This is a genomic window from Flagellimonas sp. HMM57 (assembly GCF_021390175.1).
Taxonomy (GTDB): Bacteria; Bacteroidota; Bacteroidia; order Flavobacteriales; family Flavobacteriaceae; genus Flagellimonas.
In genome coordinates this window covers 411,584-423,639 of sequence record NZ_CP090004.1, presented here as the reverse complement: position 1 = coordinate 423,639, position 12,056 = coordinate 411,584, and the positions used below count along the sequence as shown (strand labels likewise).

Sequence of the window (12,056 nt, the reverse complement as noted above, 5' to 3'; positions counted from 1 at the left end):
TAACAAATGGTTAAGACTCTGGTTTTTGGGGTATCGTTAAACCCAAGTAGGTATAGTAACATTGCAATTCGTAGATTGGTGGAAAATAAAATAGAAACCATGGCATTTGGGCTAAGAGAAGGCAGTGTCTCCAATGTGCCGATAAAAAATACGCTTAATAGTTTTAAAAACCTCGACACCATAACGCTTTACCTTAACCCAAATAGGCAAAAAGAGTATTATAAAAGTATACTCGCTTTAAACCCAAGGCGGGTTATTTTTAATCCCGGGACAGAGAATCCAGAGTTTCAAAATATTCTTGAAGAAGCAGGTATTGAAGTTGAGGTTGCTTGCACTTTGGTATTATTGGCTACGGGTCAATATTGATTATGATGTCTTGGTTTTGGTTTTAAGAGCAGACTTAGTTCGCGAATTAACAATAGGTAGCGGTAAAATTGTAATTTTGTCTTATTAATCTTAACAATGGAGTTTTCATCAAAACTTTTAGAGAATGCTGTTTACGAAATGTCCCAATTGCCGGGCATAGGCAAAAGGACTGCCCTTAGACTTGTACTTCATCTTTTAAATCAGCCGGAGGAGAGAACCAATATGTTGTCAGATGCTTTGGTAAGCCTAAGGAACCAAATCATTTTTTGCAAAAATTGCCATAATATATCGGATACGGAACTATGCGAAATATGTGCAAGCCCTAAACGTGATGAGACCGTAGTCTGTGTTGTGGAAGATATTAGGGATGTAATGGCCATAGAAAATACATCGCAGTACCAAGGACTGTATCATGTATTAGGAGGTAAAATCTCTCCAATGGAAGGCGTAGGCCCACAAAACCTGAACATCAATTCATTGATTGCAAGGGTCAAGGAAAAGAACGTGAAAGAACTCATTTTTGCACTTAGTCCTACTATGGAAGGAGATACCACAAATTTTTATATCTATAAACAATTGGAGGGTCTGGGTGTAATTACGTCCACCATAGCACGGGGAATAGCCGTTGGTGATGAGCTGGAATATGCAGATGAGGTTACACTGGGAAGAAGTATTTTGAACAGAGTACCTTTTGAAAGTTCCATAAAAGCAAGTTAATAGTGTATTAATTAATACATATAAATTAAGAATACGTCGAATTCTTTGTTATTTTTGCAAAATATAAGTCAATATTACTACGTTAAATAAGAATATGTCAAAGTTTGAATTAAAATTACCACAAATGGGAGAGAGTGTTGCAGAAGCGACATTAACTACGTGGTTGAAGGAAATCGGGGATACCATCGAATTGGACGAAGCTATTTTTGAAATCGCGACGGACAAAGTTGACTCAGAAGTTCCCAGTGAGGTAGAGGGCATATTGCTTGAAAAACGTTTTGAAGTTGACGATGTCATCAAAGTAGGTGAGGTGGTTGCCGTTATACAAACAGATGGCGAAAATGAAGAATCGTCTGTAGATACAGAAGAAAAACAAGTTGAAGCCCAGGAACCGGTAAAAGAACCAGCTGCAGTGTTGGAGCATCAAATGGAATCGGTTAAGGAGTCCGTTACCGCACCTGCACAAGATTTTTCTGGCTCAGAACGTTTTTATTCACCTTTGGTGAAAAATATTGCAAAGGAAGAAGGCGTTTCAATGGAAGAGCTGGAATCCATTATAGGTACAGGCAAAGAAGGTAGGGTAACCAAAAACGATATAAAGGCATTTTTGGAGCATCGTTCCTCAAATGGAAGCATAGCACCAAAAACAGAGCCAGCTGTTGCAGAAGTTACTAAAGTTCCTGAACAAGCAATCTCAAAGGCATCAGTAGAAAAACCAAAAGCTCCAGTATCGGTTCCGGTAGGCGAAGGTGATGAGATTATTCCTTTGACCCGCATGGGGAAACTGATTGCGCAACATATGGTGGATAGTATTTCTAGATCGGCCCATGTTCAAAGTTTTGTTGAGGTAGATGTGACCAATGTGGTCAATTGGAGAAATAAGAACAAAAAAGCTTTCGAGGAAAGAGAAGGTGAAAAATTGACATTTACGCCAATCTTTATGGAAGCCGTGGCTACGGCCTTAAAAAAGTATCCAATGGTTAATATTTCCTTGGATGGCGATAAGGTGATTAAAAAGAAAAATATTAATCTGGGAATGGCGGCAGCACTTCCAGATGGTAATCTTATCGTTCCGGTAATAAAGAATGCTGATCAACTTAATTTGGTGGGCATGGCCAAAATGGTGAACGACCTTGCCAATAGGGCAAGAACCAATCAGCTTAAGCCAAATGAAATCAAAGATGGTACTTATACCGTAACCAATGTAGGTACTTTTGGCAGTGTATTTGGAACACCGATTATCAACCAACCGCAAGTGGGTATCTTGGCTTTGGGGGCGATACGGAAAATTCCGGCTGTAATTGAGACCGACCAAGGAGAATATATAGGTATCCGTAGCAAAATGTTCCTTTCGCATAGTTATGATCATAGGGTTGTAAACGGTGCTCTGGGCGGTATGTTTGTAAAAACGGTAGCAGATTATCTTGAAGCTTGGGATGTAAATAGGGAAATCTAGTCCAAAAAAGCACCTTTATTTCTTCCACTATTGTTAATTTAGAGGTTTAATCTAATTCATCAATCAATGAAAATTATAACCTCTTTTTATGTAACGTGTCTTTTATTTATTAGCATGGGCATAACGGCACAAAACTCTTCTGACTATCAAAAAATGATTTTTGAAAAGGATGGGGATAGTCTCCCATATCGTATGCTATTGCCAAAAGACTATGATGCTTCGAAAAAATATCCACTAATAGTCTTATTGCACGGATCAGGAGAAAGAGGAAATGATAATGAAAGCCAGTTGATTCATGGATCTGGCCTGTTCCAAAAAGAAGAAGTAAGAAATGCTTATCCAGCAATTGTGGTATTTCCCCAATGCGCTGCAAATAGTTCGTGGTCCAAAGTGGATGTAAAAGGGGAAATGCCCAACAGGGAATTTGTTTTTTATGAGGACAGTGAGCCCACTAAAGATTTACTTTTATTGGAAGATCTATTGGAGGATTTAAAGAAGAGGTACAAACTGGACGAACGTAGATTTTATGTGGGAGGTCTTTCTATGGGAGGTATGGGTACATTTGAACTTGTGAAACGGAATCCAAAAATGTTTGCTGCTGCCTTTCCCATTTGCGGAGGTGCCAATCCGAAAATAAGTAAAAAACTTACTAAGTTGGATTGGTGGGTTTTTCACGGTGATGCTGATGAGGTGGTTCCTGAGAAATATTCTGCTGAAATGGTAAAAGCAATGAAGGACAACGATATCAATGTTACTTACAAGGTATATCCCGGTGTTGGCCACAACAGTTGGGACAATGCCTTTGCAGAACCCGAATTGCTTTCTTGGTTATTTTCTAAATCGCGCTAAAACTGTTTTATGGAACTACAACTTACCAAACCCATCTGTTTTTTTGATTTGGAAACTACTGGGACCAACGTAGCCAAGGATAGAATTGTTGAAATCTCTATTCTCAAGGTTTTTCCGAATGGAAATAAAGAAAGCAGGACATGGCTCGTTAATCCAGAAATGCCCATTCCCCCAGAAGTGATTTTGGTACATGGTATTTCCGATGAAAGAGTTGCCAATGAACCTACGTTCAAGCAACTGTCCAAAGAAATCTATAAGATGATTAAGGATAGTGATTTGGCGGGTTTCAATTCAGACAGGTTCGATATTCCCTTATTGGCAGAGGAGATGCTAAGGGCAGATGTAGATTTTGATATGAAGAATACCGTCTCCGTAGATGTGCAGACTATTTTCCACAAAATGGAAAAACGAACATTGGGAGCCGCATACAAATTCTATTGTGATAAAAACTTGGACGATGCACACAGTGCAGAAGCAGATACCTTAGCCACTTACGAAGTACTGCTGGCACAACTGGACAGGTATCCAGAACTAGAGAACAACATGAAAAAGCTTTCTGAGTTCACTACTCGTAAACAATCCTTGGATTTTGCAGGATTTATAGGTGTGAACAAGAAAAACGAACCCATCTTTTCTTTCGGAAAACATAAGGACAAAACCGTAGATGAGGTCATGGAAAAAGAACCTGGCTATTTTGGTTGGATTTTAAATGCTGATTTTCCACTGTATACCAAAAAGGTCCTCACACAAATAAAGCTGAGCAAGCTTAATAATAAGTTATCTTAAAACAACCCCAATTACTATAACACTATGAAACTGATATGCATCGGCAGAAACTACGCTGCCCATATTGACGAATTAAAAAATGAACGTCCAGAAGAACCTGTTGTTTTTATAAAACCAGATTCCTCTATTCTGCCCAAGGAGCAAGATTTCTATATTCCTGAATTTTCCAATGATATACATTATGAGGTAGAAGTTTTGGTTAAGATAAAGAAGGTAGGAAAACACATTGCCAAAGAGTTTGCGCATACCTATTATGATGAAGTTGGATTGGGAATAGATTTTACGGCAAGAGACCTTCAATCCAAGCTCAAGGCAAAAGGCTTGCCATGGGAAAAAGCAAAAGGTTTTGATGGAGCGGCGGTCATAGGTAAATGGATGCCTAAGGATAAGTACGAAAATACGGACAAATTAGGGTTTTCCTTGTTAAAAAATGGGGAAAATGTACAAATTGGTAATACATCGCTGATGCTGTGGAAGATAGATGAGTTAATTTCATACGTTTCTACCTATTTTATGCTAAAAAAAGGGGATATTCTATTTACTGGGACACCCGCTGGGGTTGGTAAAGTAAGTCCAAATGATTACCTTTCTGGTACACTGGAAGGAGAAACGATGTTTGAAATTAATGTGAAATAATGATATACAACCTCGACAAAATAAATGAAATGGCAGAAGGCGATCAAGATTTTATAGTCTCTGTAGTTTCTGTTTTTTTGGAAGAAGTCCCCACAGATTTAGAAGGTTTGGAAAAAGCTATTGAAAGCGAGGACTATGAAAACGTGTACAAGTTGGCCCATAAAATAAAACCGAACGTGGATTTATTGGGCATGGAACAAACACGAGCTACTGCACTTGAAATTGAAACCCTGGGAAAGAACGTCTCAAATATGCATGAAATCAAAGATAAATTTCCAATGCTTAAAAAGGATATACTTCAAGTAATTTCAGAACTTAAAAAAGATTTTAACCTATAAATGCAGGCAGAAATAATTACCATTGGGGATGAAATCCTCATTGGACAAATTGTAGACTCCAATTCTGCATTTATATCCAAAGAACTAAATAAAATAGGGGTTTCGGTTTATCAAATAACATCAATACAAGATGACCGAAACCATATTTTAGATGCTCTAGAAGTAGCTTGCAAGAGATCTTCCATAGTTATCATTACTGGAGGCTTGGGCCCTACCAAAGATGATGTCACCAAGTCAACACTGTGTCAGTTCTTTGATGATGAGCTAGTTCTGGATGAAAAGGTCTTGGCCCATATTGAGATGCTATTCAAAAAATACATTCCTACGCCAATATCCAATTCAAATAGAAAACAGGCTTTGGTGCCCTCTAAGGCTGAAATATTACATAATGCGCATGGTACCGCCCCAGGACTTTGGATGAAGAAAGGAAAAACTGTTTTCGTTTCTTTGCCAGGAGTACCTTTTGAGATGAAGGGCCTTATGACAAGTGCTGTTCTGCCAAAAATTATAGATGAATACGAACGCCCATATATTATCCATAAAACCATAATGACCTATGGTTTGGGTGAAAGTGCTATTGCAGAAAAAATAGAAGACTGGGAGGACAACTTGCCAGATGCTATAAAGCTGGCATATTTGCCCAACTTGGGCCGGGTAAGACTCCGACTTAGTACAAAAGGAACGGATAAGGAAAGTTTGGTACTCGCACTTGAATCCGAAGTGAAAAAGCTTTATCCTTTGATTGGTGACATTATCTATGGAGAAGAAGAAGACGAGTCCATAGAAGTACAAGTTGGAAAACTGTTAACCCAAAAACAGCTGACACTGTCCACTGCAGAAAGCTTTACAGGTGGCAAAATAGCACAACAACTAACTTCTGTTCCGGGAGCATCAGCTTATTTTAAAGGAAGTATCGTAAGTTATGCAACGGAAGCCAAGATTAAGACTCTGGGCGTATCCGAAGAGTTGGTAAAAAAATATTCTGTGGTCAGTGAAGAAGTGGCAATTGCAATGGCTGAAAGCGTTAAACAACTATTGGAAACAGATTTCGCTATTGCAACAACGGGAAATGCAGGTCCGACCAAGGGAGATTCAGATGAAGCAGTGGGAACGGTCTTTATTGGGATAAGTACTCCCGAGCATACTTTTGCCCAAAAATTCGTTATGGGAAATCATAGGGAACGTATCGTTCAGAAGTCTGTAAACAAGGCATTTGAATTAGTACTAAAAGAAATTTTAAATTTCTAAAAAAGAATTTTGTACGTCCCATTAAAATGCCATAAATTTGCAGCCTCAATAAAATCACTCAAAAGTTAGGGAGATGTCTAAGATTTGTGAAGTTACAGGAAAAAAGGTGATGTTTGGAAACAACGTATCCTTTTCTATCAATAAAACCAAGAGAAGATTCGATGTAAATATTTCTAAAAAGAAATTTTACATTCCCGAAGAAGACCGTTGGGTCACTTTGAACGTTTCTTCGAGAGGTTTGAAAATTATCAATAAAAAAGGAATCTCAGCTGTTTTGAAGGAAATGAATTCCAAAAAATAGTAAAGATTATATTTTAAGTACGATACAATGGCAAAGAAAGGGAATAGAATTCAAGTTATTTTAGAGTGTACAGAGCACAAAGAATCTGGAATGCCAGGAACTTCTCGTTACATTACTACGAAAAATAAGAAGAATACGCCAGATAGGATGGAAATTAAAAAATTCAATCCTATCCTAAAGCGTATGACAGTTCATAAAGAAATTAAATAAGTATTGAGCCATGGCAAAGAAAACGGTAGCAACACTACAGGGTAGTTCAAAAAGATTAACAAAGGCCATCAAAATGGTAAAATCTCCTAAAACTGGAGCATATACTTTTGTGGAGTCGGTAATGTCACCAGAATTAGTGAACGACTGGTTGAACAAAAAATAATCAACCCCTATCACGATATATTAAGCCGCTTTTTAAGCGGCTTTTTTGTTTTTAGACTTTTCAAAAAAAGAATGACAATCTAAAAACCAAATTTGAGTGTTTCATTTTATGGTAAACTCTCATGGATGGCTTTAACAAAACTCCCCTTACTTTCCTATCTTTGACGCTTATGTTGATTGTATATGAGCCTATTTAAAAAGATTTTTTCTTCAGACAAAAAAGAAACCCTTGATAAGGGACTCGAAAAGTCAAAAACGAGTTTTTTTGGCAAATTGAGCAAAGCAGTAGCTGGTAAATCCAAAGTTGATGACGAGGTTTTGGATAACCTCGAAGAGATTTTGATTACTTCGGATGTTGGTGTTGATACTACCCTAAAGATTATAGAACGTATAGAAAAGCGGGTCTCTCAAGATAAATATTTAGGAACCGATGAGCTCAATACGATTCTTAGAGAGGAAATTGCAGGCCTACTTTCAGAAACGCATGTTGGTGAAGATACCGAGTTTGTTGTCCCAACTGACAAAAGACCTTATGTGATTATGGTGGTTGGTGTAAATGGCGTGGGGAAGACCACGACTATTGGAAAGCTGGCCAACCAATTCAAAAACCAAGGATTAAAAGTGGTATTGGGAGCAGGGGATACCTTTAGAGCCGCGGCAATTGATCAGTTGGAAGTCTGGGCAAAACGGGTTGATGTACCCATTATCAAGCAAAAAATGGGCAGTGACCCTGCATCCGTCGCTTTTGATACACTTAATTCTGCAGTGGCGGATAATGCAGATATCGTTTTAATCGATACTGCGGGCAGATTGCACAATAAAGTCAATCTAATGAATGAACTTTCTAAGGTGAAACGGGTGATGCAAAAAGTCGTTCCCAACGCTCCGCACGAAGTATTGCTGGTATTGGATGGTTCAACAGGGCAAAATGCTTTTGAACAGGCAAAACAGTTCACCAAGGCCACAGAAGTTAGTAGTTTGGCGGTAACCAAATTGGATGGCACGGCCAAAGGCGGGGTTGTAATCGGTATTTCGGATCAGTTTCAAATACCTGTAAAGTATATTGGTGTGGGTGAGGGCATTGAAGATTTACAGGTCTTCAATAAGTATGAATTTGTAGATTCTTTTTTTAAAATCTAAGATGAAGAAGGTTCTGATAAATTCTTTTTTTTTAGTAGTTATCGTTTCATCTTATGCACAAATAAAACACCCTAAAGCCAGCCCACTTGCTACAATAGAACAGGAAATCGGTCTTTCCAAAATCTCAGTGGAATATTCGCGTCCAGCAACTAGAGGGCGTAAAATTTTTGGTGGTTTGGTACCTTACGGCCGTATCTGGCGGGTAGGGGCCAATGCATCAACAAAAATTACCGTGGATACGGATATGAACATTTTGGGAAATGATTTGCCCAAAGGTACTTATGCATTGTATGCATTTCCAGAAGAAGATGAGTGGCAAATAGCATTTCATACAAATACGGGACATTGGGGAGATGGTCGTAAAAATTATGACCCTGAAGAAGATTTGTTTCGCATCACTGTCAAATCGCAGAAGATCCAAGATTACCAAGAGAATTTTTTAATTGTCTTTGATTCCATTACCCATAGTACTATTCAGATGGGGTTAATTTGGGCAAATACCAAAGTAATCATACCCTTTACTGTAGATACCCACGCACAGATGGAAATGGAAATAGCGAGACAGCTTTCAGAAAATCCTACGGCACAAACATACTACGAAGCTGCGCGCTATCTACAAGAGCAAAAAATAGAATATCCTCGTGCTTTGCAGTATTTGAATCAGGCTTTGAAATTAGGTGGTGATACCTATTATTTTCACAGAGTAAAAAGTTTGGTAGAAGCTGCACTTGGTGACTATGAAGATGCAATAACATCTGCACAAAAATCCTTAGCTTTAGCTCAAAAGCAGGACAAGGACGAGTTTGTTCGTATGAACCAAAAGAACATCAATACATGGAAAACCTTACTTCAAGATCACGACGACTAACGTATATACTTTTAATTACGGGCTCTATTCTATTTGTCGGTTGCAAACAGCATGCTAAAGAATCCAAGGAAAAAGAAGTGATTGTATTGTGGCAATCCTATAATGATTCAGCAGAAGTTGCTGCCAATGCTGAGCATGAAAAGGAGCGAATGCGATACAAGTTTATACAATCTAAAGTATTGGATAAAAACGATGTCTTTTTACCACTTTATGAAGAAGTTTCCGCTTTTGATTTTACTACATACGAATCTTTAAAACCTTTGATTTTAGAGCAGAATATCCCTTCGATTCAGCAACATATCTCAGAAGGTAAATTTACCTATGAGCAATTGGTACTTTTTTACCTACACCGTATTTATAAATATGAGTTGGATAATAGTACGACCTTAAATACTGTGATTGCATTAAACCCTAATGTGCTTGAAGAAGCTCGGAATTTAGATGCAGACTCAAAAGGACACCATAACATCTATGGAATGCCCATTTTATTGAAAGATAATATCGGTGCTCAAAATATGAAAACCACGGCTGGCGCCATTGCCTTGATGGAAAACCAAACAGATGACGCATTTATTGTAAAGCGTCTTAAGGAAAAAGGTGCATTGATTTTGGGTAAGGTGAATCTAAGTGAATGGGCCAATTTTATTTGCGGTGTTTGCCCCAATGGACAAAGTGCGGTAGGGGGGCAAACCCTTAATCCCTATGGTAGAAGGGTTTTTGATACTGGCGGTTCCAGTGCGGGAAGTGGAACTTCAATTGCTTCAAATTATGCCGTAGCGGCTGTGGGTACAGAAACTTCGGGTTCTATTCTCTCGCCTTCCAGTCAAAATTCTGTTGTTGGGATGAAACCTACGATTGGATTTTTGAGCCGAACTGGGATAGTTCCAATTTCCAGCACTTTGGACACTCCCGGACCTATGACCAAAAACGTTATTGATAATGGTATTCTTTTGGATGCTATGCGTGGCTATGATGATGAAGATAGCAAATCTGTTCAAACGGATTGGGATAAACAATGGTACGTGGCAGAAAATCTGGAACTTAAAGGAAAGCGTTTCGGAGCGATTAAAAACTACATCGAAACAGATTCCATTTATAGAATTACGATGGAAAAGTTAAAGGCTGCTGGTGCCACCATTATTGAATTTGAACCCATAGAAGTAGCGTTTGATGGGTTTCTTTCGATTTTAAATATCGATATGAAAAACGACCTTCCTGTTTATCTAAAAACCCAGGTTAAAGATAAAGATGCGGTAAAGATTGAAAATGTTGCAGATGCCGTGGCATTCAATCTGCAGGATTCATTGATAAGGATACCCTATGGACAAGCTCGTTTTGATGGTATTTTAGCTGACTCAACATCCGCTGATGGACTAAAGGAAATTAAAGATAGATTGAAGACTGCTGGTCGGAAGTATTTAAATGATCCTATGGATAAACATCAATTGGACGCCGTGCTTTCCATCAATAATTACGATGCAGGGATTGCAGCAGCAGCGGAATATCCGGCGTTGACCGTTCCTATGGGCTATAAAGAATCTGGAGAACCGATTAGTCTGACCTTTATAGCAAAACAGTTTCAAGAAGCTAAATTGTATGAATTGGGAGCAGCTTTTGAAAGCTTGAACAAGGTGCGGAAAATTCCAGAAGGTTATATGGATTGACTTTTGTATTGGAGCATGAAACCAGTGTTTGTAGTAAGATGTTTTTTAATTTTTTACTGACCACTGACCACTGACCACTGACCACTAAACGCTAAGTCAATATAGTCTCATGGCTATCAATAATCTAGTTTATGTAAGTATTTAGCTTTTCCCAAAGCTCATTATCAAAACTGGAAGGTCCGAGCACATCTCCTCCAGCATCTTCACCCATTCGTAAAATAACTAAACCTTTGCTTGGAACAATGTAGAGTTTTTGGTCATCTTTTCCCAAACCTGTATACATATCGCTAGGTGCATTGGGAATAAGTTCACCTTGAAATTCTGTTTGTACTACTGGAGCTCGGTAGCTTTGTTTCCCGTTCAACCACCATAGATAACCATAGGATTTATTTAAATTTTGGGAGGTATTCTTCATATCGGTTCTGTAATCCGCATCTCCAAGAATGGTTTCGTTGTTCCAAGTACCATTGTTTAGATTTAATAAACCAAAACGAGCCATACTTCTAGCTGTGCTAAAAAATACATTGTTGGTGTCATTGGTAGGGAGCCAAAATCCATCCATCCCAATTTTATCCCTTAGTTTTTCATTGAAATACACTTTCCATTCCTCTTCCGCGGCATTGGCAACAACACTTTGTAACAATGTATAGGGACCATTGTGATAGGCCCATCTTTTCCCGGCATCTTCAATATAGGTAAGACAATTTGGGGTAACACATTCAAAATCTGTATCATCCAGACCACTGGTCATGGTCAATTGATGCCAAATGGTGATTCTGTTTTCATCCTCTAAAGAAAGACTCGTCCAGCCTTCGCCCAAATAATCCGAAGTTCTGTTATCAATACCCAAAAGCCCTTCTTCTTGTGCGATTCCTACCGTGAATGCAGTAAGTGTTTTACCTGCCGATGCCCAATACCAGCTTGTATTTTGGGTGTGGTCGCCAAAGTACTTTTCTATCACGATTCGACCATCCTTTAAGATGATAAAGGCCTTGGTCTTGTTTTCTTCTAAAAAATCAAGGACATCCTGTTCAGAATCGCTGTTCCAACCTAAAGTTGTGGCAGAAACGGTTTCCCATTCCACGGATTTTTCAGGGGGGAAGTAGACATTTTCAATATCACGCTCATCTAGTTGCCCGTCACCGCTACCAGAAGAATCGGAACAATTCCAAAGTAAAAAAGAGGTAAGAAGGGATATAAGTAATGATTTTTTCATGATTTGGGATTTTTGATTTAGACCATGCATTCTTATATAGGTTTAACGTTGGTTCTTGAAAAATATGCACCTAAATCGATGTAATGCCTTGTCTTGTTG

At 38.6% G+C, this 12,056-nt stretch carries 15 protein-coding genes; 14 read left to right on the top strand and 1 reads right to left on the bottom strand.

What is annotated here, in order from left to right; all coding sequences use genetic code 11:
* Nucleotides 1–6 precede the first annotated feature (6 nt).
* The 14 genes from LV716_RS01910 (at nt 7) to LV716_RS01845 (ending at nt 10,741) form a co-directional block, all read left to right on the top strand.
* Nucleotides 7–366 carry a CoA-binding protein gene (locus LV716_RS01910; protein WP_163419603.1) on the top strand — a complete coding sequence of 120 codons (360 nt, stop codon included), beginning with the start codon at nt 7–9 and terminating at the stop codon, nt 364–366.
* A 96-nt stretch (nt 367–462) separates the two neighbouring features.
* Entirely contained in the window at nt 463–1,083 is a 621-nt protein-coding gene (recR, locus tag LV716_RS01905; RefSeq protein WP_163419605.1) for a recombination mediator RecR, read from the top strand.
* Between the two features lie 94 nt (nt 1,084–1,177).
* Nucleotides 1,178–2,539, top strand: coding sequence for a dihydrolipoamide acetyltransferase family protein (locus tag LV716_RS01900; protein ID WP_163419606.1), 1,362 nt, complete (start codon nt 1,178–1,180; stop codon nt 2,537–2,539).
* 66 nt (nt 2,540–2,605) lie between these two features.
* Nucleotides 2,606–3,388 (top strand): alpha/beta hydrolase-fold protein, encoded by a 783-nt coding sequence (locus tag LV716_RS01895; RefSeq protein ID WP_205600146.1) that lies wholly within the window; start codon nt 2,606–2,608, stop codon nt 3,386–3,388.
* Between the two features lie 9 nt (nt 3,389–3,397).
* Nucleotides 3,398–4,174, top strand: a complete 777-nt coding sequence (locus tag LV716_RS01890; protein ID WP_163419608.1) for a 3'-5' exonuclease — start codon at nt 3,398–3,400, stop codon at nt 4,172–4,174.
* Nucleotides 4,175–4,198: 24 nt separating this feature from the next.
* On the top strand, nt 4,199–4,810 hold the full coding sequence (locus tag LV716_RS01885; RefSeq protein ID WP_163419610.1) for a fumarylacetoacetate hydrolase family protein: 612 nt from the start codon (nt 4,199–4,201) through the stop codon (nt 4,808–4,810).
* The gene (locus tag LV716_RS01880; protein ID WP_163419612.1) at nt 4,810–5,148 is read left to right on the top strand and encodes an Hpt domain-containing protein; all 339 of its coding nucleotides are present in this window, start codon (nt 4,810–4,812) and stop codon (nt 5,146–5,148) included. Before LV716_RS01885 ends, LV716_RS01880 begins: the two co-directional genes overlap by 1 nt.
* Nucleotides 5,149–6,396 (top strand): competence/damage-inducible protein A, encoded by a 1,248-nt coding sequence (locus tag LV716_RS01875; protein WP_163419614.1) that lies wholly within the window; start codon nt 5,149–5,151, stop codon nt 6,394–6,396.
* A 73-nt stretch (nt 6,397–6,469) separates the two neighbouring features.
* Nucleotides 6,470–6,697: a 50S ribosomal protein L28 gene (gene rpmB, locus LV716_RS01870; RefSeq protein ID WP_163419616.1), complete on the top strand. Its 228-nt coding sequence runs from the start codon at nt 6,470–6,472 to the stop codon at nt 6,695–6,697.
* Nucleotides 6,698–6,724: 27 nt separating this feature from the next.
* Nucleotides 6,725–6,907, top strand: coding sequence for a 50S ribosomal protein L33 (gene rpmG, locus LV716_RS01865; protein WP_031444791.1), 183 nt, complete (start codon nt 6,725–6,727; stop codon nt 6,905–6,907).
* 10 nt (nt 6,908–6,917) lie between these two features.
* Entirely contained in the window at nt 6,918–7,070 is a 153-nt protein-coding gene (locus LV716_RS01860) for a DUF4295 domain-containing protein (RefSeq protein WP_097047502.1), read from the top strand.
* Between the two features lie 182 nt (nt 7,071–7,252).
* Nucleotides 7,253–8,209: a signal recognition particle-docking protein FtsY gene (gene ftsY / locus LV716_RS01855; protein ID WP_163419618.1), complete on the top strand. Its 957-nt coding sequence runs from the start codon at nt 7,253–7,255 to the stop codon at nt 8,207–8,209.
* Between the two features lies 1 nt (nt 8,210).
* Complete coding sequence (locus tag LV716_RS01850) at nt 8,211–9,077, top strand: DUF2911 domain-containing protein (protein WP_163419620.1); 867 nt, start codon at nt 8,211–8,213, stop codon at nt 9,075–9,077.
* Nucleotides 9,044–10,741: an amidase family protein gene (locus LV716_RS01845; RefSeq protein ID WP_163419622.1), complete on the top strand. Its 1,698-nt coding sequence runs from the start codon at nt 9,044–9,046 to the stop codon at nt 10,739–10,741. Before LV716_RS01850 ends, LV716_RS01845 begins: the two co-directional genes overlap by 34 nt.
* 124 nt (nt 10,742–10,865) lie before the next feature.
* Here LV716_RS01845 and LV716_RS01840 read toward each other — a convergent pair whose 3' ends face one another.
* Nucleotides 10,866–11,957, bottom strand: coding sequence for a serine hydrolase (locus LV716_RS01840; protein ID WP_163419624.1), 1,092 nt, complete (start codon nt 11,955–11,957; stop codon nt 10,866–10,868).
* Between the last annotated feature and the right edge of the window lie 99 nt (nt 11,958–12,056).